We start from the raw sequence: 21,299 nt of genomic DNA on the forward strand, positions 1-21,299 counted from the left end.
TGGTTTTGGCCTGAACCACACCGTCATTGCGAGGAGCAAAGCGACGAAGCAATCCAGGAGCGGCAGAGCTCGACGTCCCCCTGGATTGCTTCGCTGTGCTCGCAATGACGGCGTGGAAGGTACTGAAACCTAGATCACGTCGCCGCTGCGCCTGACGCAGTCGATGAAGCGTTCCAGCGCACCGGACGGCTTTTCCTCGCGATAGGCCAGATGCAGCGGCGCGGTCAGCCGGGGCAGGTCATCGAGACGGGCATAGGCGATGCCGTTCGTCTCGAGACGCGCCATCGATGCGGGAATGACCGAGACGCCCAGGCCGGCGGCGACGAGGCTCAGCGTCGACACCATCTGCGGGGCTTCCTGACCGATCCGCGGGCTGAACCCGGCGGCGCGGCAGGCGGCGATGATGCTGTCATAGAGGCCCGGGCCCGAGGGACGCCGATAGAGGATGAAGGTCTCTTCAGCCAGTTCGGCCAGAGCGATACGCCCCTCCAGCATCCCCCCGCGCGCGCGCCTTGCGAGGCGTTCTGCGATCGCGTGCTGGTCGGGCAGCGCGACCAGCATGTCCTCGGCCAGCAGCGGCTCGACCACAAGCCCGACCGGGCGCTCGACCGGCGAGCGGACGAAGGCCGCATCGAGCCGTTCGGAACGCAATTCCCCGATCAGATCGCTGGTATTGCCCTCGCGGAGCGCCAAGGTGACGCCCGGCGCGGTCTGGCGCAGCAAGCGCACCACCGACGCCACCAGCGGATGAAACGCGGCCGAGCTGGTGAAGCCGATGACGAGCTGACCCTGCTCGCCCCGCGCCGTACGCCGCGCGGCATCGAGCGCCAGGTCGACATCGGAGAGGACGAGCCTCGCCTTCTCCAGCAGCGTGCGCCCGGCATCGGTGAGTTCGACGCCGCGCGGCAGGCGTCGGAACAATTGCGCGCCGACTTCCCTCTCCAGCGCGCGGATCTGCTGGCTGAGCGGTGGCTGCTGGATCCCCAGGCGCGCCGCGGCCCGCGTCACATGGCCTTCCTCGGCGACCGCCACGAAATAGCGGAAATGGCGCAGTTCGATCATAGCCATATCCTGTAAGTATGGATCATGCGTATTTCATATATTAGACGCACGGTCCTTGAAAGCATATGGATGCGCTGGCCCTCCCGGTCCTCTCCGATGGACGGCCTGGAACAGACGATGAGCACGCCAGCCAGCCTCGCAGATCCCGAAATCGCCCACACGAAACCGACCGTCACCGAGCTTTTCAGCGGCTTTCTCTTCCTCGGCCTGATCGGTTTCGGCGGGGTCCTGCCGCTGGCCCGGACCATGGTCGTCGAGCAGCGCCGCTGGATGAGCGGCAAGGAGTTCACCGACCTGCTCGGCCTCTGCCAGTTCCTGCCGGGCGGGAACATCATCAATATGTCAGTGGCGATCGGCCTGAAATTTCGCGGCCAGCTTGGGGCGCTCGCCGCGCTGCTGGGCCTGATCGCGGCGCCCACGGCGATCGTGATCGGGCTCGGCATCCTCTACGACCACTACCAGGACGATCCACATATCCGCCATCTCTTCGCCGGGCTGGCGGCGGCCGCTGCCGGCCTGCTCGTCGCCATGGCCGTGAAGATAGCCCTGCCCTTGCGCCGCAAACCCGTCGGCATCGCGATCGCCCTGCTCTGCTTCCTCGCCATCGCGATCCTGCGCTTGCCGCTGCTTGCGACGATGCTGGTCCTGGCGCCGATCAGCGTGCTCGCCAGCTGGAAGCTCGACAAAGGGGAGAACACCCCATGAGTTCGGTCCTGATCGCGCTGGCGCTGATCTTCACGCAGCTTTCGCTGCTCGCCTTCGGCGGCGGCAACACCATCCTGCCGGAGATGCAAAGGCAGGTTGTCGAGATCCATCACTGGATGACGGCGCAGCAATTCGGGGCGATGTTCGCCCTCGCCCAGGCGGCGCCTGGGCCCAACATGATGATCGTGCCGCTGGTCGGCTGGCATGTCGCGAGCTGGCCCGGCGTCCTCGTCACCACGCTGGCGAAATTCGGCCCCTCATCCCTGCTGACGGGTATCGCCATGCAGCTCTGGGAGCGCTTCAAGGACCGGCCCTGGCGCCGCATCGTGCAGGCCGGGCTGGTGCCGATGACAGTCGGCCTCGTCACGGCGAGCGCAGCGGTCATCACCCAGGCCTCGGCCCATCAATGGATCCTGGCTGCGATCGTCGCCGCCTGCGCCATCGCCGCATTGACGACGCGCCTGCACCCGCTGCTGCTGCTCGCCTTCGGCGCCCTGGTCGGGCTCAGCGGCGTCGGACAGATCTGACCGGCTCTGCACCGACGATGCGGCAGCCTGGAACGCGCGGCATCCGGAAGATTGACAAGCGACCGCCACTCTGGCGCGATTGAACCGGCGGTCTCGGCCGGCACACCCAAGGCGCCGGGCATCGCATGGGGAAGGAACAGAGCAATGGCACCTGGCGAAAGCGACATGCTCGCCCGCAGGATCGCGAGCCTCGAAGCCCAGCTGCAGGCACTGCGGCAGGTGATCGACGTCAGCCCGTCCGGCCTGAAGATCCGGACAGACGGCTCGCTCAGCATCACGGCGGGAGGCGCGGTGCAGGTCACCTCAGGCGGCGCGACCACGATCAGCGCCAGCTCCTCTCTTTCGCTCAAGACCTCAGCCGCCCTCGATGTCAGGGCAGCCGCGGCGATCACCATCGCAGGCTCTCACGCCATCTCGCTGGCAGGCTACACACTGAGCGCGTCGCTGATGAAGGATGCCGATGTCAGCATCGGAAAGAAGTTCTCCATCACCGCCGGCGACCAAGTGGCGCTGAAGGCCGGCGACGCCGAGATCGACATGAAGAAGGATGGCTCGATCAGGATCCAAGGTAGGGACATCGACATCAAGGGCAGCGGCAAGATCGACGTCAAGGGCAGCGGCGATGTCGTGATCAAAGGCGCGAAGGTCCTGCAGAACTGAGGTTCAACAGGACCAGATGCACAAACGCCGCGATCAAGTAAGCTTGCGCCGCGCTCAGGTGAGCTTGCCGCGCGCCGCCACCGGCATTTCACCGATGAGCTTGTCGCCGCGCACGGTGATCAAGCGGTCGACCATGTTCACCACCACGCAGACATGGTTGGGGATGATGCGCACGACCTCGCCGACATTGGGCCGCTCATTGCTGGCCGCTAGGTCGAGGAAGCCGTGTTCCTCGGCGAATTTCGCGATCCTCGCCGCCGGATATTCCAGGATGTAGCCATGGCCGTCGAGGCCGCCTGTGTCGCTGGTCAGCGTCTTCGAGCCGGAATCGAGGATGCCGCGCTCAGGCCCGGCCCGGCTCACCACCGTGGCGTAGACTGAAAGCGCGCAATCCTCCAGCGTCGCCACCCCGGCGGCGACCTGCATGCGGTCGTTGAAGATCGAGGTGCCGGAGCGGTGCTCGGTCGCGCCCTTGAGCTTGCCGATATTGGGGATGTTGGGCGAGCCGCCGGTCGAGACGATGCCGGCCTCCAGCCCCGCCTCACGCAGGCCGGCATTGGCCGTGTCGAGGAAGATCTGCGTGCGCTCCCAGCCATCCTCGGGCGGGTACATCAGGAAACCCGCAAAGGTCAGGCCCTTGGAGCCCGCGATCAGCTTGGCGAGCTCCACGGCCTCGCCCGGCGTCTCGACGCCGGCGCGCTTGCGACCGGTGTCGCATTCGACCACCACTTCGAGATTGCGGCCGGCGATCTCGGCCGCCTTCGGCAGGCCGGCGATGGTGACCGGATTATCGGCCGCGACGATCATGCGGACGCGCCGCTGCAACGCGCCCAGCCGGCCGAGCTTCTCCTCGCCGAGGATGTTGTAGCTGATCATGATGTCGTCGATGCCGCCATCGGCCATGATCTCGGCTTCGCCGAGCTTCTGGCAGGTGATGCCGCGCGCCCCGGCCTCGACCTGGAGGCGGGCGAGCTCGGGCGATTTATGCGTCTTGATATGGGGGCGGTTGGCGACGCCCTTCGCATCGCAGACGGCCTGGAGCCGGGCGATATTGGCCTCGACCTTGTCGAGGTCGATGACGACGGCCGGCGTGCCGTAGACGCGGGCGATTTCCTCGGCCAGCGCGGTCATGGCAGCACCTTGATGATCACTTCGATCTCGACCGTCATATTGTTCGGCAGCGAGCCCATGCCCACGGCCGAGCGGGCATGGCGGCCGCGCTCGCCGAGCACCGCCACGAACAGGTCCGAGCAGCCATTGATGACCTTGGGCTGATCAGCAAAATCCGGCGCGCCGTTGACCATGCCGAGCAGCTTGATGACCTCGACCTTGTCGAGCGAGCCAGTCGCCTTCTTCATCGCCGCGAGCAGGCCGAGGCCGGTCTGCTTGGCGTGCTCATAGGCTTCCTCGATCGTGACGTCCTTGCCGACCTTGCCGGTCGGATAGGTGCCGTCCGCCCGCTTCGGGCCCTGGCCGGAGAGGTAGACGATGTCGCCGACCTGCTTGAAGCTGACATAGGTGGCGACCGGCGTCGGCACGTCGGGCAGCGTCAGTCCCAACTCCTTCAGCTTGTCTTCGGCACTCATTCTGGTTTCCCCTCGTCGGTCGCAAGATCGCGGACCATGTAGCGGGCCGCATCGTCGTAGCTCGCGAGCTTGCGATCAAGCGATGCGTCATGCGTCTCGCGAAAGCCGTGACGCCGCCAGAAGCCGGCCGAGCCGTTGACGGCGGCCAGCGCCAGGCTGGCGAAGCCCGCTCCGCGCGCAAGCTGTACCAGCTGCGCGACGATTTCATTGGCCGCGCCGCTGCCGCGCAGCTGCGGCAGCAGAGCGAGATCGTGGATGTAATAGGTGTCGGCCGAATCGGGCAGCGCGCCGAGCAGGCTGTTGAGCGCCGGAACCTGGCCGAGCAGCCAGGGATGGCTCACAACATAGCCGCCGACGCGACCGCTCTCCTCCAGGCAGAGGCAGCCCTGCGCGGAAAGTCCGAGGCGCTCGGCGAAGACAGCTTCGTCCTCGGGATAGCCGGGATGAACCTGCGCTGCGACCGCCAGGACGGAAGGCAGGTCGGCGGCCGTCATCACCCGCCAGCGTCGTGGGAACGGCTGGGTCACCCGACACCGAAGACGGACTCAGACCGGCGCAAGAACGGCCCTCGCGCTGAAAACGCATGCAGTCCGGCCGAAGGGCGCCTTCTCCTCGCAGAGAGGCAAATCAACCTTCGCCATTCGACTCTTGTGTCTTCCGCTCGCGCTCGCAGGCTCGCAGCGTGTCGAAAACCAGATATTCTTTTGGATTTTGAGCTTTCACCTCGGTGCATGTGCGGGCGCTTGCACCGGAGGAGGTATTCGATTGCGCGGTCAGATCACAACGATACCCGGTCGATTTGAAACTGGTCAGCAACGGCCCCGCCACCTTGACGCATTTCTGGCGACCAGGATTTGCATGCCAGTTGAACGCAAATTTCCCTTGCAGAACATCAAGGTCGTCCGCCCCGGCCGGGGAGGACAACAGAAACAGGGTCACGACAGCAAGGCCACTTCGATTCCTTAGCATCAGAATCCTCCGTCGGCTCCGAGAGACGTTACACCCATAGATCACGTCGCATTCGGACGGAACTGTCCGAATGTGAAAGAGCGCAATGCTCTGGAGCCGTTTTCGATCCAATTGGATCGTTCAACAGCTCCTGCGCTTTGTTTTAACGCGTTTTCTCCGCGCAAACGCTCTCGATGTGCCGCGACGAGAGCCCGCGCTCAGGCCGCGACTTTCTTGAACTTGTTCGTGCGCTTGGGGTGCCACCAGGCGCCCTTCAGCACCACGCCCTCGGAGACGATCTTCTTGTCGCCGGTCATGTGCTCGCCGGTGACGTCGGCATAGTCGAACTTGCCTTCCTTGACGGTCAGGATCGTCGCGTCGCCGAGCGAGCCGACCTTGAGCGAACCGTATTCGGGCCGCTTCAGCGCCATGGCCGCATTCACGGTCGAGGCGGCGATGACGTTGTTCAGGCTCATGCCCATGAGCAGGAACTTCGACATGGTGGTGACCTGGTCATAGGCCGGGCCGTCGATGCAGAGCTTGTGCACGTCCGAGGAGATCACATCCGGCTCAAAACCGTTGGCCAGCATGGCGCGCGTCGTCTTGAACGAGAACGAACCCTTGCCATGGCCGATGTCGAAGATGACGCCGCGCTTGCGGGCGGCCAGCACCTCAGGCTTGACCGTGCCCTGCGCCGTGCAGGGCGCGTTCGGGAAGGGGCGGAAGGCGTGGGTGAGCACATCGCCCGGCCGCAGCATGTTCACCACCTCCTCATAGGACGGAGGCGGATGGTCGATATGGCACATCAATGGCATGCCGACTTCGTTGGCGACCTGCAGCGCGATGTTGAGCGGCACCGTGCCCTGATCGCCCGAGGCGTGCAGGCCGACGCGAACCTTGATGCCGACGATCAGGTCGCGATTGGCGTCGGCGACCGCGACGGCGTCGATCGGGTTCATCAGGCGCAGATCGCCACTCTCGCCGACCATGACGCGGTGGTCGAAGCCGTAGATGCCGGCATGCGAGACGTGGAGATAGGCCAGGATGCGGGCCTGGCTCCTCTCGATGACATGCTTGCGGAAGCCGGGCCAGTTGCCGGGGCCAGCCGAGCCGGTGTCGACCGAGGTGGTGACGCCGGAGGCCCGGCAGAATTCGTCGGCGTCGATGCCGAGCGAGGTGCCGCCCCAATAGACATGGGTATGCAGATCGATCAGGCCCGGCGTGACGATGTAGCCGGAGACGTCGCGGACCTCCTTGGCGCCCTTCAGATCCTTGCCGAAGCCGGAGACCTTGCCGTCGGTGAAGGCGACATCGAGCACGCCGTCATGCTTCTGCGAGGGGTCGATGACACGACCGCCCTTGAGGATGAGATCATGGGTCATTTCAGTTGCAGGCCTTCACGTTCGACACAAAGGAGATAGAGCGCCGTCATCCAGGCTGGAGCGAAGCGGAGCACCGGAATCCATCGTCGGGCGCTGAGCCGCATAACGAATCTCGGAACGACCTTTCGGTCGCTCAGGATGACACGTTGGAAATCGTGCAGCCATCACACTGGCCCCACAGCACCCTTGCGCTCGACGATGAGCCCATAGGCCTGCGGTTCGCGATGCCTGGCGAAGTTGAAGGTTGAATTCTTGTAGCTCTTGCCGAGATCCATGTCGCAGCGGGCGATCACGAGTTCGTCGCCCTCGGTCACGGCCTGCGCCACGACCTCGCCGGTCGGCGCGATGATGCAGGAGCCGCCGATCTGGTCGACACCTGCCTCCAGCCCCGCCTTGGCGACGCCGACGACCCAGCTCGCGTTCTGGTAGGCGCCGGCCTGCATCACGAGCTGGTTGTGGAAGTTGCCGAGCCGATCATGGTCGGGGGCCGGCGGGTTGTGCTTGGGCGTGTTGTAGCCGAGCACGATCAGCTCGACATCCTGCAGGCCCATCGATCGATAGCTCTCGGGCCAGCGCCGATCATTGCAGATCATCATGCCGAGATTGGCATCCAGCGCGCGCCAGACCGGCCAGCCGAGATTGCCGGTCTCGAAATAGCGCTTCTCCAGATTCTGGAACGGCGCGTCGGGACGATGCTCGGGATGGCCGGGCAGATGGATCTTGCGGTACTTGCCGACGATCGCGCCGGTCTTGTCGACCAGGATCGCGGTGTTGAAGCGGCGCTTGCGGCCCTCCTCGAAGGCAAGCTCGCAATAGCCTAGATGGAAGCCTATGCCGAGGCGCTGGGCTTCGGCGAAGAGCGGCGCGGTCTCGTTGCCGGGCATCGCGCTCTCGAAATAGCTGTCGATCTCGTCCTCGTCCTCGATCCACCAATGCGGAAAGAAGGCGGTCAGCGCGGCCTCGGGATAAACCACGAGATCGGCGCCATGGCCCTTGGCCTGGCGCATCAGCTCGATCATGCGGGCAACGGCTGAAGCGCGGCTCTCGCCACGCTGGATCGGCCCGAGCTGGGCTGCGGCGACAGTCAGGATACGGGTCATGGCAGCAGAGTTTTCCGTCGGTCCATTTTGGCGGGCCTCAGCGATCGGGACGCCGCGAGAACGCATATTGCGCCGCGCGTGACGTAACGGTAGCCTCCGTTTGCTGCCGACCCGCGCGGCTCCAAACCGCCGCCTGGCGCTCGCGCGGCGGGAGGACCAGAGCCATGACCACGTTCAACGTCGTCAGATTCCGCGTCAAGCCGGGCCAGGACGAGGGGTTTCTCGCAGCTCATCGCGACGGCAAGGCGCAGTGGCCCGGGCTCGTCAACGGGCACATCATCAAAACCGGCGACCGCTCCTATTGCCTGATCGGCGAATGGGCCGATGCCGCGGCGATCAAGGCCGCGCGCCCCGAGATGATCGCGACGCTCAACAGCTTTCGCGACACATTGGAGGATCTCGGCGGCGGCCTTGGCGTCACCGATGCGGTGTCCGGGGACGAGGTGGTCGACCTCAACGCCTGACCGCGACGCGCGCTGTACTCGGGCGCAGGCTGCGCGAGGGTCGCGCAGCCGCGTCGCCGCGCGCCCTCGCCATGCGGGAATGGCCGGCCACGCCATCGGCGCATGTGTCGCGACCGTCGCGCGGCGCTCGGTCACAGGCTCTCCCCGGTCACAGGCTTTTGGCCAGCCGCGGGTCGAGGGAGTCGCGCAAGCCGTCGCCGAGCAGGTTGACCGCGAGAACGGTGATCGAGAGGAACAGCGCCGGGAAGAAGATGATATGCGGCCTGACCTGCCAGAGCGCCCTGCCCTCGGCCATGATGTTGCCCCAGGACGGGGTGGAGGGCGGCACGCCCGCGCCGATGAAGGACAGGATCGCCTCGACGATCATGGCGCTGGCGCAGATATAGGTCGCCTGCACCATCATCGGAGCGATGGTGTTGGGCAGGATGTGGCGGAAGATGATGCGCGGCACGCGCGCGCCCTGCGAGATCGCCGCCTCGACATAGGGCTGCTCGCGCAAGGAGAGCACGACGCTGCGCACCAGGCGGGCGACGCGCGGGATCTCGGCGATGGTGATGGCGATGATGACGTTCTGCACCGAGCCCCGCGTCAGCGCCATCAGCGCGATGGCGAGCAGGATCGGCGGGATCGACATCATGCCGTCGATGATGCGCATGACGATGCCGTCGGCCCAGCGCACGAAGCCGGCGAAGAGACCGACCGCCAGCCCGATGACGGAGGCCAGGAACGCCACGCTGAAGCCGACCAGCAGCGAGACCCGCGCGCCATAGGTGACGCGCGAATAGATGTCGCGCCCGAGCATGTCGGTGCCGAACCAGTAGAGCTCGGAGGGCACGCGCGTCCGGCGCGAGGTCGAGATCGCGGTCGGATCGACGGTCCACAGCAAGGGCGCGAAGATCGCGATCAGGATCATCATCAGCAGCAGGATGCCGCCGACCGTGACGGCAGGGTGCTTGCGCAGATAGGAGCGCTTCTTGGGCGACAAGATAGACTCGGGCGGCGAAACAGGTTCGCTGCCGGCGGGAGCCGCAAGCGGTGCGGCGATGGTGTTGGATTGAGCTGTCAATACCGTATCCTCGGATCGACCAGAGTGTAGATGAGGTCCACGAGCAGGTTCACCAGGACGTAGACGAAGGAGAAGATCAGCACGACGCCCTGGATCACCGGGTAGTCGCGACGCAGGATCGCATCCAGCGTCAGCCGCCCCAGCCCCGGAATGGCGAAGACGCTCTCGGTGACGACGGCGCCGCCGATCAGGAGCGCCACGCCGATGCCGATGATCGTGATCACCGGAACCGCCGCATTCTTGAGCGCGTGCACGAAGAGCACGTTGCGCTGCTCGACGCCCTTGGCGCTGGCGGTGCGGACGTAATCCTGCTGCAGCACTTCGAGCATGGTCGCCCGGGTGATGCGCGCGATCAGCGCGATATAGACGAAGCCGAGCGTGATCGAGGGCAGGATCAGGTTCTTGAACCAGGGCCAGATGCCCTGCGAGATCGGCGTGTAGCCCTGCACCGGCACCCAATCGAGCTTCAGCGCGAAGACATAGGCGAGCATGTAGCCGACGACGAAGACCGGCACCGAGAAGCCGAACACGGCAAAGCCGACGACGCAGCGGTCGATCCAGGTGCCGGCCTTCCAGGCCGCGATCACGCCCATCGGCACGGCGACGACGACCGCGAAGACCAGCGTCAGCAGCATCAGCGAGACCGTCGGCTCGATGCGCTGGGCGATGAGCTGCGTCACCGGCAGCGATGTGAAGATCGAGGTGCCGAGATCGCCCTGGAGCACATGGTAGAACCATTCGCCGAAGCGAATGAGATAGGGTCGGTCGAGACCCAGACTAGCCCGGATCTTCTCGACATCGGCCGGCGAGGCCTGGTCGCCGGCGATCACCGCGGCGGGGTCGCCCGGCGCGATGTAAAGCAGCGAGAAGACGAACAGGGCGACGAAACCCATCACGGGTATGGTCGTGATGATCCGTCTGACGATGAAAGCGAGCATTCTGGCGCTTAGCCTTGGTTATGGTCGATCAGAACTGTTTCAACGCGAACCGCCATTCCGGCGGCTCATGTCCAGGGGAGTGCCGGGGTCCCTCGGGGAGCTCCGGCACTCTGCGATAGATCCCGGCGCAGCTTCGCCGCTCGTCCGGGGTGGACCGGGGCAGCCACGAAAGCTGCCCCCCGCCATCAGGCCTTCGACACGCCCCAGAAGAAGGGCAGCGGCCCGCTGGTGACGCCGGAGAGATTCGACCGCCAGGCCTGGTAGCCGAGATAGAAGCCGGTCGGGGCGTAGACGACCTCCTCCATCGCTGCCTTGTTGAGCTTGGCGATGGCGGCCTTCTCCTCGGCCACGTCCTTGGCGTCGAACCAGTTGGTCACCTCGGTCTCGACAGCCGGGATATTGGGCCAGCCGAACCAGGCCTTGTCGCCATTGGCGCGGATGGCGGTGTAGGCGGCGGGATTGATGCAGTCGGCGCCGGCATGCCAGGTGTGGAACATGCTCCAGCCGCCCTGGCCGGGAGGCGTCTTCTGGGCGCGGCGAGCGCCGACGGTGCCCCAGTCGGTGGCGACGAAATCGACCTTCATGCCGATGCTCTTGAGCAGTTCGGCGGTGACGTCGCCCATCGACTTTGTGGCGGCCATGTCCTGCGCGACGACGCAGACCACGGGCTCGCCATTATAGCCGGATTCGGCCAGCAGCTTCTTGGCCGCGGCGACGTTGCGCTGCTTCAGGATGTCGCCACCCTCCTCAGTGTAGAGCGGCGTGCCGGGGGTGAAATAGCTCGGCAAGTTCTTCCAGAGCTTGTCGTCGTCGCCGACGATCGAGCGCATGTAGTCTTCCTGATTCAGCGCGGTCATCACCGCGCGGCGCACCTTCACATTGTTGAAGGGCGGGAAGAGATGGTTCATGCGGAAGGCGCCGATATTGCCGAGCGGATCGCCGATATCGACCTTGACGTTCTTGTTGGCCTTGAGCACCGGCACGAGGTCCGACAGCGGGGTCTCCCACCAGTCGACCTCGCCGTTCTGCAGCGCAGCCGAGGCCGTCGCCGGATCGGGGATGATCACCCATTCGATCCTGTCGACCAGGATCTTCTTGCCGCCGGCGAGCCAGTCGGCCGGCTCCGAGCGCGGCACGTAATCGGTGAACTTCTCGAACACCGCCTTGGCGCCGGGCACCCATTCATTGCGCACGAACTTCATCGGACCCGAACCGATATATTCGGTGATCTGCTGGAACGGATCGGTCTTGGCGATGCGCTCGGGCATGATGAAGGTGCAGGGCGCGTTGTTCTTGCCCAGCGCCAGCAGCATCTTCGGGTACGGCTTGCTGAGCGTCCACTTCCAGCTCATGTCGTCGACCGGAGCGAGCTCGACCTCGATCGCCTTGATCATCAGGCCCATCGGGTCGCGGGCCTGCCAGCGCTTCAGGCTCTGGACGACGTCCTTGGAGGTAACCGGCGCGCCGTCATGGAATTTGAGACCCGGGCGCAGCTTGAAGGTCCAGACCAGCCCGTCGGCGGAGACGGTCTCCGACTCGACCATCTGGCGCTGCGGCTGAAACTTCGAATCGATGCCATAGACCGTGTCCCAGACCAGGGCGGCCGCGTTGCGCACGACATATTGCGTGCCCCAGATGGGATCGAAATTGGCGAGGTTGGCCTGCGGCACGAAGCGCAGGGTCTTGGCTGCCGCGCTTTGCGCCAGGGCCGGCATGGCCAATCCACCGGAGGCGGCCAGGGCGCCCGTCCCCGCGGCGGTCTTCAAAAATGTCCTGCGGTCCATCACTCACTCTCCCCTGAAACGGCAACCTCTGCGCGGGCGACCTTGGCGCGAGTTTGGGCAGAAAACTTCTGCGCTGACAACACGCTTGACCGGCCCTTCTTGGCCGGCGGGCAGCTTGCAGACTTCGTGCCAAACGGGACTGAACCGCCGGAAGCGCACGGAATTCGGCAATCTCTGCCCGCCCCGCAGCGTTGCGAGCAGAAAATTGCGAAATAAGCGATTAAACCGATTTGATCGGCGCATCGACCCGCGCGAAAGGCCTTGCAAATTCGAATGCAGCCGCCGCGCGCAAAACCAGCGCATCCCGCCCGAAAGCGCCAACGATCTGCAGGCCCGCCGGCAAACCGGCTTTCGTCAGGCCGCAAGGCAGCGAAATCGCCGGTGCCTGCGTGATGTTGAAGGGGTAGGTGAACGGGGTCCAGCGCGTCCAGTCCTCGCCATAGCCGCCATGGGCGGGGGTGTTCCGCCCGACCTCGAAGGCCGGCAGCGGCAGCGTCGGCGTCAGCAGCAGGTCGAAGCGTGCATGAAATTGCGCCATGCGGTGCGCAAGCGCATTGCGCTGGCTGAGCAGCGCATCGACATAGGCCGTGCCTGACACCTTTTCACCGGCTTCCGCCACCGCGACGAGACCGGGATCCATTCGTTTGCGGTCGTCCGGGCCGGCATTGCGCAAGGCGAGCGCTGCGCCAGCCCCCCACAGCGTCATCAAGGTCTCGATCGGGTCGGCAAAGCCCGGATCGACCTCCTCGACCGTCGCGCCGAGTTCCTTGAACGCCATTGCTGCCGCTTTCGTGAGCGCCGCGATCTCGGGATCGACCGCGACATCGCCGCCAAGCTTCGGCGACCAGGCGAGGCGCAACCCCTTCACGCCGCCGGAGAGGCCGGCGACATAATCCAGCGGCTCGTCGAGCACCGCCGTCATGTCGCGGGCATCGGCGCGGCCGATCGCGTTCATGGCGAGCGCCGTGTCGGTCACGGTGCGGGTCAATGGACCGAGATGAGCGAGGAAGCCCATGGTCGAGACCGGAAAGGCCGGCACGCGGCCATAGGTGGGCTTCAGGCCGACCACGCCGGTGAAGGCGGCGGGGATGCGCACCGAGCCCGCGCCATCCGTACCGATATGGATGCAACCAAGATTGAGTGCGGCGCAGACGGCAGCGCCGGACGACGAGCCGCCGGGGCCCGTCCCGGTGCCCCAGGGATTGCGCGTGATCCCCGATTGCGGGGAATCGCCGACGCCCTTCCAGCCATATTCCGGCATCGTCGTCTTGCCGAGGAAGACGGTGCCCGCCTCGCGCAACCGGGCGGTGGCCGGCGCATCCTCGGGCCAGGGTGCGTCCGAGCCGACGGCCGAGCCGCGCCGCATCGGCCAGCCGGCGACGCCGATATTGTCCTTGATGGTGACGGGCACGCCGTCGAGCGGGCCGAGCGGCTCTTTCTTGAGGTAGCGCGCCTCGGCCGCCGCCGCCATGGCGAGCGTGACCTTGTCGTCGCGCACGGTGAAGGCGTTGACCTCAGGCTCGAAGCGCTCGATGCGCTCAAGCGCGTCCCTGGCGACCGCAACGGGCGAGAGCGCGCCGCTGGCATAGAGGGGCTGGAGTTCGGCGGCGGACAAAGAGGAGATCGAGGTCATGAGGCGGCCTGTCCTTCAAGTCATGAGCATTGGAACCTCCTCGTCATCCCGGGCGCTAGGCCCGGGATCCATCGTAGAGCCCCGGAGCCCTCCGATGGATCCCGGATCGGCGCCGCTACGCGGCTTGTCCGGGATGACGGAGAGGCTGAGAGATTGTTGTCATGGTGCTACGCATTCGCCGCGCGCCAGGCGGCGCTGAGCAGGACATTGGCGCCGGCGACCATGTCGTCGTCGGTGCTGAATTCGGCCGGGTTGTGCGAGAGCCCGCCGATCGAGGGGATGAACACCATGGCCGTCGGGCACAGGCGCGACATCATCTGCGCGTCATGCCCGGCGCCCGAGATCATGCGGCGGATCGGCAGACCGAATTCGGCCGCGCTCTCCTCGACGCTGGCGATCAGCTCCTCCGCGAAGGGCGTCGCCGGAAAGCGGGCAAGGTCGCGGAAGCTGATCGCGATACCGTCGCGCTCGGCAAGCTCCGCGCAGAACTTGCGCAGGGCAGCCTCGGCCTCTGCCAGCGGTGCGTCGAGCGGATTGCGCAGATCGAGCGACATCACCACGGTTTCGGGCACGACATTGACGTTGCCGGGCTGGACGCGGATGACGCCGGAATTGGCGAGCTGCCCGGGGATCGTCTTGGTCAACTCATTGGCGAAGATGTTGATCCGCGCCGCCGCGAGGCCTGGATCCTTGCGATAGGCCATCGGCGTCGTGCCGGCATGGCTCGGCCGGCCCTTCAGCGTCAGTTCGAGCCAGCAGATCCCCTGGATGCCGGTGACCGCGCCAAGCCCGCCGCCTTCGCTCTCGAGGACAGGCCCCTGCTCGATATGCATTTCGAGATAGGCATGGGCCTGGAGGAAGCCCGGCTGTTCCGGCCCCTCATAGCCGATGCGCTTGAGCTCGGCGCCGAGGCCGGCGCCCTCGGAATCGGTTTCCGCATGGGCCGCGGCAACGCTCATGCCGCCGGCCCAGACATAGGAGCCGAGCATGTCGGGGTGGAAGCGCGCGCCCTCCTCATTGGTGAAGGCGATCACGGCCATGTCGCGCTTGGGGGTGAGCCCGGCGTCGCGCAACGCCGCCAGTACCTCGACGCCGGCGATGACGCCGAGCGCACCGTCGAAACGCCCGCCAGTGCCGACCGTGTCGATATGCGAGCCCATGATAACGGCCGGCCCCTCCTGCTGCCCCTTCAGGATGCCGACGATGTTGCCGATCGCGTCGATCTTCACCTCGAGCCCGAGCGCCTGCATCTGCCCGACCAGCCAATCGCGGCCCTGCTTGTCCTCATCGGTCAAGGCGAGGCGCCGGCAGCCGCCCTCAGGCGTCGCGCCGATCATCGAGAGCGCCGTCAGGCGCGACACCAGCCGCGCACCATCGATCCGCAGGTTGCTGCTCATTCGTCTCAAGTCTCCGTGAAGGCCATCGCGCCGCTGCTCGCGGCCCAGGCTAGAGCAGGATACGAAAAGTGGGAACCGGTTTTTCGCATCGCTCCTGCTCTAACTCTTTGTTTTAACGCGCTTTCTTAACGCGAACCGGTGTCCACTTCGCTTGAAAACGCTATCGATGCAAGCCGCTCACCCGTTGAGCAAGCCGGGCCGGCGCCTGTCGACCCAGCCGGTCGCGTTCTCATAGGCCTGCGCGACCTGAAGCAGCAGCAATTCGGACTGGTTCGGCCCCCAGAGCTGCATGCCCATCGGCAGGCCCGCCGCGTTGAAGCCGACGGGCACGCTGAGCGCCGGACAGCCCGACATCGTCACCGGGATCACCACCTGCATCCAGCGGTGATAGGTGTCCATGGCGCGGCCGGCGACCTCTCTGGGCCATGGCGTCTCGACCGCGAAGGGGAAGACCTGGGCGCTGGGCAGGACCAGGATGTCGTAGCGTCCGAAGAGCCCATGGAGATGCTGGTACCAGCGCGAGCGGAGATTGGAGGCCTGCATCACATCGAAGGCGGAGACCTTGAGCCCCTGCTCGACCTCCCAACGCGCCTCGGGCTTGAGCAGATCGCGCCGGGCCGGATCGGCATAGACGGGGGCAAGGCCCGAGCCCGCTTGCCAGGCACGCAGCGTGAGCCATGCCTGCCAGATCGATTCCGGATCGAAGCCGAGCGCGACGTCCTCGACGATCGCGCCCATGCTTTCGAACGCCGCCAGGCCCTGCCGGCACAGGGAGAGAACGCCCTCCTCCATCGGCAGATGGCCGCCGAGATCCCCGAGCCAGCCGATCTTCAAGCCCGCGACGTCGCGCTCCAGCGGCCCGAGAAAGACCGCCGGATCCTCCCGCAAGGACATTGGCACGCGCGGATCATAGCCGGACTGAACCGCGAGCAGCGCAGCGAGATCGCGGACTTTACGCGCCATCGGCCCGGCGACGCCCAGTTGCGGAATGAAGACCTCATCCGTGCCCGACAGCACGCGGCCATAGCTCGGGCGCAGGCCCAGCACATTGTTGAAGGCAGCGGGATTGCGCAGCGAACCGGCATGGTCGCTGCCATCGGCCACAGGCAGCATGCGCAGCGCCAGCGCGACCGCAGCGCCGCCGCTGGAGCCTCCCGAGGTCTTGCTCTGGTCATAGGCGTTGCGCGTCGCCCCGAAGACCGGGTTGAAGGTCTGCGAGCCGAGCCCGAATTCGGGCGTGTTGGTCTTGCCGATGATGATGGAGCCGGCAGCCTTCATCCGCTCGACGAAGATCGCATCGGTCTGCGCGATGATGTCCTTGAACAGCGGCGAGCCCTGCGTCGTCGCGAAGCCCTTGGCGGCGGAGAGATCCTTGATCGCCTGCGGGAAGCCATGCATCCAGCCGCGCGAATGGCCGGCCGCGAGCTCGGCATCGAGCACCGCCGCCTCCTTCAGCAGATCGCCGCGCTCGCGCTGCGCCACGATCGCGTTGACGCGCGGGTTCAGCCATTCGATCTGGTCGAGGAACGCCGCCATGACCTCCACGCAGGAGAGCTTGCGCGCATGGATCGCCTGCGAAAGCGCAACCGCATCCAGCGCCACGATGTCGCCCGTCGCCGCACTGCTGACTGAATCTGGCATGCCTGGCCTGTCTCCTGCCGGGAAGAATCGGGCCGATGATGGCCGCAGCCCGCCCAGCCCACCAGCGGCGTTTCCGGACGGAGCCTGTGCGGAGGGCGCATCACGCGGGGCGGCCCGGCGTGCAGGCGGCTGTCCCCCAACGCCCAAGGCGGCTACAGCATCAGCCCGAATATCGTATTCGGGCTGATGCTGTAGCGCTTCGATCATGCATCGGCATGCCCCGAAAACCGGTTCCCACTTTTCGGGCCGATGCTCTAAAAGCGACGCCCCATGTCAGACCTCGCCATCCCGCTCCGCCAGACGGCCCCTTGGCTTACCGAGGCCAGGGCCATGCTGGCGCTGAGCTGGCCGCTGGTGCTGACCAATGTCGCGCAAAACGCGATGACGGCGACGGATGTGATGATGATGGGCCATCTCGGCCCCGACGCATTGGCCGCCGGCGCGCTCGGCTCCAATCTCTACATGGCCGTGCTGATCTTCGGCATCGGCGTCATGGCGGCCGTGTCGCCGATGATCTCGATCGAGCTCGGCCGCAACCGCCACGCCGTGCGCGAATTGCGCCGCACGGTGCGGCAGGGCTTCTGGGCTGCCGTGACGCTGGTCGGGCCGATGTGGCTGTTTCTCTGGCAGGCCGAGGCGATCCTGCGCGCAATGGGCCAGGACGCGGCGCTGGCGAAGGCTGCAGCCTCCTATGTGCGGACACTGCAATGGGGTCTGCTGCCATTCTTTCTCTTTCTCGTGCTGCGCGGCTTCGTCGCCTCCCTGCAACGCCCCTTCGCGGCCTTCGTCGTCGTCCTGCTCGCCGTCGGTTTCAACGCGCTGGCGAATTGGTGCCTGATGTTCGGCCGGCTCGGCTTTCCCGCGCTCGGCCTGCCGGGTTCGGGGCTGGCGACGACCTTGTCCTCGGTATCGATGGTGTTGGGCCTGGGCCTGGTCGTCAGCGTCGACCGGCGCTTCCGCCGCTACCGCCTGTTCGGCCGCTTCTGGGTGGCGGACTGGCCGCGGTTTTGGGCCTTCTGGCGGATGGGCCTGCCGATCGGCACGACGCTCGCCTTCGAGGTGGTGATCTTCAACGGCGCGGCCTTCCTGATGGGGCTGATCGGCCCGGCCTCGCTCGCGGCCCATGCGATCGCGATCCAGATCGCCTCACTGGCCTTCATGGTGCCGATGGGCATCGGCCAGGCGGCCACGGTCAGGGTCGGCCGGGCTTTCGGCGCCGGCGACAGGAACGGCGTCTCGCGGGCCGGCGCGACGGCGCTCGTGCTCGGCATCGGCTTCATGGCCCTGACCGCGCTCGTCATGCTGTTTGCGCCGCAGTGGCTCGTCGTTCCCTTCCTCGATGTCGAGAAGCCCGGCGCGGCCGAGGTCGCGGCGCTGGCAGCCTCCTTCCTGCTCTATGCCGCGATCTTCCAGATCGCCGACGGGGCGCAGGTCGTCGGCTCCTGCCTCCTCAGGGGGCTCGGCGACACGCGGGTGCCGATGCTCTTCGCCGGGCTCGGTTATTGGGCGATCGGATTGCCGCTTTCAGTCGTGCTCGGCTTCTTCACGCCGCTCGCCGGCATCGGCATCTGGATCGGGCTTGCGATCGCGCTCGCCATCGTCGCGGTCTTGATGCTCGGCCGCTGGCGGGCACGCGACAGACTTGGCCTCGTCACCGCCCTCTGATTGTACTGGGCCTGTTCGTGCTCGATCACGTCGCCTTCGGACGGAACCGTCCGAAGGCGAGAAACGTGATCGATACTAAAAGCTTAGAGCATTGCTCCCGCGAAAAACCGGTACCCACTTTTTCGCGCAATGCTCTATCATTGCTGCGTCGCAGGTTTCGCCTTTGGGGGGAGGCAGATCATGTTCAAGGACGACGACGTTCAACGCATCCGGGACAGTTTCGCCCATCTCCACCGCCGCAAGGCCGAGACCGGCGCGATATTCTACAACCGGCTCTTCGAGATCGCGCCCGAGGTCAGGCCCTTGTTCAAAGGCGACATCAAGGCGCAGGGCATCAAGCTGATGGAGACGCTGACGGTCGCCATCGCCACGCTCAACGACCGGGAGGGGCTCGCCATCCTGCTGCGCAAGCTCGGCCGCCAGCACAAGGGCTACGGCGTCAAGGACAGCCACTACGACAGTGTCAGAGAGGCGTTGATCTGGACGCTCCGGACCTCATTGGGCGACGAATTCACGCCGCGCGTCGAGCAGGCCTGGACGCAGCTCTACACTGATATCGCCAGCGTCATGATCGCTGCGAGCCACGCGGACTGAACGAGGAGGCGTCGGCCGTCATCGCCGGTCTCGCTCAAAATTCCTCCCACCCCGCATCATTAGCGCGGCTGTTAGCGACTTTCTTCACTGGGGCGGATCTGGCTGGAGCTTCCGCCCTGGTCTGTCCGAAGGCGGCTTCGGCGAGTTTGCGCAGGCGCGCGGGCTCCGAGCCATGACTGGCCGGTGAGGCGGTCGCGCCCTCAGGCCCCGTCCTGAAGGCGGCGACGAGGTCGTTGAGCTGGACGATGCGGCCCGAGAGCGAACCGGCCGAGGCCGCGCTCTGTTCGGCGAGCGCCGCATTGGCCTGCGTCATCTCGTCGAGATGGGCGACAGCCTGGCTCATCTCGTCGATGCCGTTGGCCTGCTCGCCCGAGGCCGCCGAGATCTCGGCGATGGTGGCCGCGACCTTTTGCGAGGCGGCCAGGATCTGGGTCAGGGCGTCGCCGGCCTGGCGGACCAGCGTGACGCCCGCGCCGACCTCCATGTTGGAGGACGAGATCAGCCCGGAGATGTCCTTGGCGGCAGCACCCGAGCGCTGCGCCAGGGTGCGCACCTCCGAGGCCACCACGGCAAAGCCCTTGCCGGCATCGCCGGCGCGCGCCGCTTCCACCGCCGCGTTCAGCGCCAGCAGATTGGTCTGGAAGGCGATGTCGTCGATCACCCGGATGATGTCGGAGATCTTCTGCGAGGCGCTCTCGATGCGCGCCATCGCAGCCACGGCCTCGGTCGCGATGGTGCCGCCGGTCTGCGCCGCCTGCATCGCCTCGGTCGCGATCGCGGCGGCGTTCTTCGAGGCCTGGGCCGAGGCTTTCACCGAGGCTGCGAGCTCCTCGGTCGTGGCGGCGGTCTCCTCCAGCGAACTCGCCTGCTCCTCGGTGCGCTTCGACAGGTCGTCGGCGCCCATGGTGATCTCGCGGGCGGCCAAGCCCACATCCGCAGAGGTCGTCTGGATCGTGCGCACCGTCGAGGACAGGCGATCCACCGTCTCGTTGATCGCGCCCTTGAGCTCGGCGAACTTGCCGCGATAGGCGGTCTCGATCCGGGAGGTCAGGTCGCCGCCCGCCACCGCCTGCAAAGCGGCCGCGAATTCGGATGTGGCGCTGTCGACCACGGCATTGATCTCGTTGATGCCGGCGACGAGCTTCTGCATCTGCTCGTCGGCATGCTCGATCTGCAGCCGCGCCGAGAAATCCCCCGACGCCGCAGCTGCGACCACATCGCCGACATCGGAGACCACAGCCTCCATCGACTGCGCCCGCGCCAGGCGAGCGGCGGCAGCCGCACGCTCCTGCTCCTGAAGCACCGCAACCTGCTCGGTGCTCTCGCGCAGCACTGAAACCGCACGCGCCATCGCGCCGATCTCGTCCTGGCGCACAACATGAGGCACATCGAGCTTGGTATCGCCAGCGGTCATGCGCTGCATGACGCCGCCCAGATCAATCAGCGGCCGCGTGATCGAGCGTTGCGCGAACAGCAATGCCGCGGCCAGCGACGCCAGCAGCGCAGCCAGCAGCACGGTCGGCAAGATCCATTGCACCTGCTTCGTGAAGGCATCGGCCTCCTGTCCCAGCGCATTGCCGACTGTCTCATTCTGCGTGCCGAAGGCGGCGAGAACGTCGTTCAGCGCCTTGCGGTTGGCACGGTTGAGCTCGTTGTTGCCCTGGGCATTCGCCGCCGTCGTCGAGACCTCTCGGCCAAGGCGGACGGTCTCCAAACGGAAGGTGATGAACTCGCCGATCGCCTTTTCGATCTGCGCCACGCGCGCGTCTGCGGAGGCAAGCCGCCTCAGACCGGCGGTCAGCCTGCGCAACTGCTCGACGCGGCTCTCGATGCCCTTGGCGTAAGGCTCGGCCTCCGCCGCGGTCTTCGACATGTAGATGCCGCGCGCCTCCATCACCACGCCGGTGACGATGCCATTGAGCCGCTCGGTCAGCAGCGCGATGTCGCCCTGCATGTTCGAGCGCTGGTTGAGGTCGTTGGCCCGCGACAAGGCGTAGAGGCTGAGCCCGGCCGAGGCGATGGCGCCGGCTGCGACGATCGCCAGCATCGCGACGATCTTGATGCGAATGGACTTCAAGGGCCCGGCCTCCCCGGCCTGTTATCCCGGTGAATCAAGGCGCATCTCTGGCGCATCAGACCCGGCCGGC

20 protein-coding genes are annotated in these 21,299 nt (G+C 66.2%); 6 read left to right on the plus strand and 14 right to left on the minus strand.

Translation table 11 applies throughout. The annotated features are described in order from the left end of the window. Window positions 1-129: 129 nt before the first annotated feature. The gene (locus tag ACSQ3P_RS28190; RefSeq protein ID WP_436168761.1) at window positions 130-1,062 is read right to left on the minus strand and encodes a LysR family transcriptional regulator; all 933 of its coding nucleotides are present in this window, start codon (window positions 1,060-1,062) and stop codon (window positions 130-132) included. A 117-nt stretch (window positions 1,063-1,179) separates the two neighbouring features. On the opposite strand from ACSQ3P_RS28190, the gene ACSQ3P_RS28195 reads away from it, so the two are divergent. The 3 genes from ACSQ3P_RS28195 (at window position 1,180) to ACSQ3P_RS28205 (ending at window position 2,954) form a co-directional block, all read left to right on the plus strand. Further along, on the plus strand, window positions 1,180-1,767 hold the full coding sequence (locus ACSQ3P_RS28195; RefSeq protein WP_436168762.1) for a chromate transporter: 588 nt from the start codon (window positions 1,180-1,182) through the stop codon (window positions 1,765-1,767). After that, a complete protein-coding gene (locus tag ACSQ3P_RS28200; RefSeq protein WP_436168763.1) occupies window positions 1,764-2,294 on the plus strand; it encodes a chromate transporter in 531 nt (176 codons plus the stop codon). The genes ACSQ3P_RS28195 and ACSQ3P_RS28200 overlap by 4 nt, the downstream gene beginning before the upstream one ends. Before the next feature lie 144 nt (window positions 2,295-2,438). Beyond that, the gene (locus ACSQ3P_RS28205; RefSeq protein WP_436168764.1) at window positions 2,439-2,954 is read left to right on the plus strand and encodes a DUF2345 domain-containing protein; all 516 of its coding nucleotides are present in this window, start codon (window positions 2,439-2,441) and stop codon (window positions 2,952-2,954) included. Between the two features lie 54 nt (window positions 2,955-3,008). Here ACSQ3P_RS28205 and ACSQ3P_RS28210 read toward each other — a convergent pair whose 3' ends face one another. From ACSQ3P_RS28210 to ACSQ3P_RS28235, 6 genes are all read right to left on the minus strand, one after another. Next, a complete protein-coding gene (locus ACSQ3P_RS28210; RefSeq protein ID WP_436168765.1) occupies window positions 3,009-4,085 on the minus strand; it encodes a D-TA family PLP-dependent enzyme in 1,077 nt (358 codons plus the stop codon). Continuing rightward, window positions 4,082-4,540, minus strand: a complete 459-nt coding sequence (locus ACSQ3P_RS28215; RefSeq protein ID WP_436168766.1) for a RidA family protein — start codon at window positions 4,538-4,540, stop codon at window positions 4,082-4,084. The genes ACSQ3P_RS28210 and ACSQ3P_RS28215 overlap by 4 nt, the downstream gene beginning before the upstream one ends. Continuing rightward, a complete protein-coding gene (locus tag ACSQ3P_RS28220; protein WP_436168767.1) occupies window positions 4,537-5,034 on the minus strand; it encodes a GNAT family N-acetyltransferase in 498 nt (165 codons plus the stop codon). The genes ACSQ3P_RS28215 and ACSQ3P_RS28220 overlap by 4 nt, the downstream gene beginning before the upstream one ends. Before the next feature lie 133 nt (window positions 5,035-5,167). Then, on the minus strand, window positions 5,168-5,479 hold the full coding sequence (locus ACSQ3P_RS28225) for a hypothetical protein (RefSeq protein WP_436168768.1): 312 nt from the start codon (window positions 5,477-5,479) through the stop codon (window positions 5,168-5,170). A 227-nt stretch (window positions 5,480-5,706) separates the two neighbouring features. Further along, complete coding sequence (locus tag ACSQ3P_RS28230; protein ID WP_436168769.1) at window positions 5,707-6,870, minus strand: amidohydrolase/deacetylase family metallohydrolase; 1,164 nt, start codon at window positions 6,868-6,870, stop codon at window positions 5,707-5,709. Window positions 6,871-7,034: 164 nt separating this feature from the next. After that, the gene (locus ACSQ3P_RS28235) at window positions 7,035-7,970 is read right to left on the minus strand and encodes an N-carbamoyl-D-amino-acid hydrolase (RefSeq protein WP_436168770.1); all 936 of its coding nucleotides are present in this window, start codon (window positions 7,968-7,970) and stop codon (window positions 7,035-7,037) included. A 164-nt stretch (window positions 7,971-8,134) separates the two neighbouring features. Between ACSQ3P_RS28235 and ACSQ3P_RS28240 the strand changes: the two genes are divergently transcribed. Then, window positions 8,135-8,434 (plus strand): DUF718 domain-containing protein, encoded by a 300-nt coding sequence (locus tag ACSQ3P_RS28240; RefSeq protein ID WP_436168771.1) that lies wholly within the window; start codon window positions 8,135-8,137, stop codon window positions 8,432-8,434. A gap of 148 nt (window positions 8,435-8,582) precedes the next feature. Here the strand turns inward: ACSQ3P_RS28240 and ACSQ3P_RS28245 are convergent, their stop codons facing one another. The 6 genes from ACSQ3P_RS28245 to ACSQ3P_RS28270 all read right to left on the minus strand — a co-directional run bounded on the left by ACSQ3P_RS28245 (window position 8,583) and on the right by ACSQ3P_RS28270 (window position 16,893). After that, window positions 8,583-9,422, minus strand: a complete 840-nt coding sequence (locus ACSQ3P_RS28245) for an ABC transporter permease (protein ID WP_436168813.1) — start codon at window positions 9,420-9,422, stop codon at window positions 8,583-8,585. 74 nt (window positions 9,423-9,496) lie between these two features. Next, a complete protein-coding gene (locus ACSQ3P_RS28250; RefSeq protein ID WP_069690337.1) occupies window positions 9,497-10,438 on the minus strand; it encodes an ABC transporter permease in 942 nt (313 codons plus the stop codon). 185 nt (window positions 10,439-10,623) lie between these two features. Further along, window positions 10,624-12,222, minus strand: a complete 1,599-nt coding sequence (locus ACSQ3P_RS28255; RefSeq protein WP_436168772.1) for an ABC transporter substrate-binding protein — start codon at window positions 12,220-12,222, stop codon at window positions 10,624-10,626. A 220-nt stretch (window positions 12,223-12,442) separates the two neighbouring features. Next, window positions 12,443-13,855: an amidase gene (locus ACSQ3P_RS28260; RefSeq protein ID WP_436168773.1), complete on the minus strand. Its 1,413-nt coding sequence runs from the start codon at window positions 13,853-13,855 to the stop codon at window positions 12,443-12,445. 167 nt (window positions 13,856-14,022) lie between these two features. Beyond that, window positions 14,023-15,252: a M20 family metallo-hydrolase gene (locus ACSQ3P_RS28265; RefSeq protein WP_436168774.1), complete on the minus strand. Its 1,230-nt coding sequence runs from the start codon at window positions 15,250-15,252 to the stop codon at window positions 14,023-14,025. 177 nt (window positions 15,253-15,429) lie between these two features. Next, window positions 15,430-16,893: an amidase gene (locus ACSQ3P_RS28270; RefSeq protein ID WP_436168775.1), complete on the minus strand. Its 1,464-nt coding sequence runs from the start codon at window positions 16,891-16,893 to the stop codon at window positions 15,430-15,432. 270 nt (window positions 16,894-17,163) lie between these two features. On the opposite strand from ACSQ3P_RS28270, the gene ACSQ3P_RS28275 reads away from it, so the two are divergent. Next, window positions 17,164-18,558 carry an MATE family efflux transporter gene (locus ACSQ3P_RS28275; protein ID WP_436168776.1) on the plus strand — a complete coding sequence of 465 codons (1,395 nt, stop codon included), beginning with the start codon at window positions 17,164-17,166 and terminating at the stop codon, window positions 18,556-18,558. A gap of 180 nt (window positions 18,559-18,738) precedes the next feature. Beyond that, window positions 18,739-19,152, plus strand: coding sequence for a globin family protein (locus tag ACSQ3P_RS28280; RefSeq protein WP_436168777.1), 414 nt, complete (start codon window positions 18,739-18,741; stop codon window positions 19,150-19,152). Between the two features lie 34 nt (window positions 19,153-19,186). Here the strand turns inward: ACSQ3P_RS28280 and ACSQ3P_RS28285 are convergent, their stop codons facing one another. Next, window positions 19,187-21,229 (minus strand): methyl-accepting chemotaxis protein, encoded by a 2,043-nt coding sequence (locus tag ACSQ3P_RS28285; protein WP_436168778.1) that lies wholly within the window; start codon window positions 21,227-21,229, stop codon window positions 19,187-19,189. Window positions 21,230-21,299: the final 70 nt, after the last annotated feature.

Origin of the sequence: Allobosea sp. LjRoot9 (genome assembly GCF_964252745.1) — a bacterium.
Classification (GTDB): domain Bacteria; phylum Pseudomonadota; class Alphaproteobacteria; order Rhizobiales; family Beijerinckiaceae; genus Allobosea.

Excerpts from the sequence above, each read along its gene's own strand:
- ACSQ3P_RS28280 (WP_436168777.1), top strand. The coding sequence starts at position 18,739 with ATGTTCAAGGACGACGACGTTCAACGCATCCGGGACAGTTTCGCCCAT.
- ACSQ3P_RS28260 (WP_436168773.1), bottom strand. The coding sequence starts at position 13,855 with ATGACCTCGATCTCCTCTTTGTCCGCCGCCGAACTCCAGCCCCTCTAT.
- ACSQ3P_RS28265 (WP_436168774.1), bottom strand. The coding sequence starts at position 15,252 with ATGAGCAGCAACCTGCGGATCGATGGTGCGCGGCTGGTGTCGCGCCTG.
- ACSQ3P_RS28270 (WP_436168775.1), bottom strand. The coding sequence starts at position 16,893 with ATGCCAGATTCAGTCAGCAGTGCGGCGACGGGCGACATCGTGGCGCTG.
- ACSQ3P_RS28275 (WP_436168776.1), top strand. The coding sequence starts at position 17,164 with ATGTCAGACCTCGCCATCCCGCTCCGCCAGACGGCCCCTTGGCTTACC.
- ACSQ3P_RS28230 (WP_436168769.1), bottom strand. The coding sequence starts at position 6,870 with ATGACCCATGATCTCATCCTCAAGGGCGGTCGTGTCATCGACCCCTCG.
- ACSQ3P_RS28200 (WP_436168763.1), top strand. The coding sequence starts at position 1,764 with ATGAGTTCGGTCCTGATCGCGCTGGCGCTGATCTTCACGCAGCTTTCG.
- ACSQ3P_RS28195 (WP_436168762.1), top strand. The coding sequence starts at position 1,180 with ATGAGCACGCCAGCCAGCCTCGCAGATCCCGAAATCGCCCACACGAAA.
- ACSQ3P_RS28235 (WP_436168770.1), bottom strand. The coding sequence starts at position 7,970 with ATGACCCGTATCCTGACTGTCGCCGCAGCCCAGCTCGGGCCGATCCAG.
- ACSQ3P_RS28205 (WP_436168764.1), top strand. The coding sequence starts at position 2,439 with ATGGCACCTGGCGAAAGCGACATGCTCGCCCGCAGGATCGCGAGCCTC.
- ACSQ3P_RS28190 (WP_436168761.1), bottom strand. The coding sequence starts at position 1,062 with ATGATCGAACTGCGCCATTTCCGCTATTTCGTGGCGGTCGCCGAGGAA.
- ACSQ3P_RS28240 (WP_436168771.1), top strand. The coding sequence starts at position 8,135 with ATGACCACGTTCAACGTCGTCAGATTCCGCGTCAAGCCGGGCCAGGAC.
- ACSQ3P_RS28215 (WP_436168766.1), bottom strand. The coding sequence starts at position 4,540 with ATGAGTGCCGAAGACAAGCTGAAGGAGTTGGGACTGACGCTGCCCGAC.
- ACSQ3P_RS28255 (WP_436168772.1), bottom strand. The coding sequence starts at position 12,222 with ATGGACCGCAGGACATTTTTGAAGACCGCCGCGGGGACGGGCGCCCTG.
- ACSQ3P_RS28220 (WP_436168767.1), bottom strand. The coding sequence starts at position 5,034 with ATGACGGCCGCCGACCTGCCTTCCGTCCTGGCGGTCGCAGCGCAGGTT.
- ACSQ3P_RS28210 (WP_436168765.1), bottom strand. The coding sequence starts at position 4,085 with ATGACCGCGCTGGCCGAGGAAATCGCCCGCGTCTACGGCACGCCGGCC.
- ACSQ3P_RS28250 (WP_069690337.1), bottom strand. The coding sequence starts at position 10,438 with ATGCTCGCTTTCATCGTCAGACGGATCATCACGACCATACCCGTGATG.